Raw genomic sequence first — 433 nt, 5'->3', positions numbered from 1 at the left:
AAAGTATCGGACCCAGGCTGAACTGGAGGACAGAGAGAAACGGCTTAACCTGTTTTTCGAGGAATCCCCGATGGGAGTCGTCGAATGGGACGAGAATTTTGATTTCGTCCGACTAAACGATACCGCCGAGGACATTCTCGGCTACAATGAGACCGAACTCAAAGGAAAGTCTTGGGAGAAGATCGTCCCTGAGTCCGATCAGGATCCGGTCGAAGAAGTGGTCTCAGACCTCCTCGAAGCCGAGGGCGGCAACCACAGTTTCAACAAGAACGTCCGGAAGGACGGTCAGCGAATCATCTGTGAGTGGCATAACCGGGTTGTAACTGATGAAAACGGCGAGGTCGTCACAATCTTCTCGCAGTTTCAAGACGTTACTGAACGCGAACAGCGCCGAGCAGAATTACAAGAGTACGAGACGATCATCGATTCAGTG

The 433-nt window shown here is 51.5% G+C and carries 1 protein-coding gene; it reads left to right on the top strand.

Annotation, left to right across the window (positions count from 1 at the left end):
* On the top strand, positions 1-433 hold a 433-nt coding region (locus tag EXE42_RS16990), incomplete at both ends, for a PAS domain S-box protein (RefSeq protein ID WP_137707061.1).

This window comes from Halorubrum sp. SP3, assembly GCF_005435195.1.
Lineage (GTDB): Archaea > Halobacteriota > Halobacteria > Halobacteriales > Haloferacaceae > Halorubrum > Halorubrum sodomense.
This window is presented reverse-complemented; position numbering and strand designations above follow the sequence as displayed.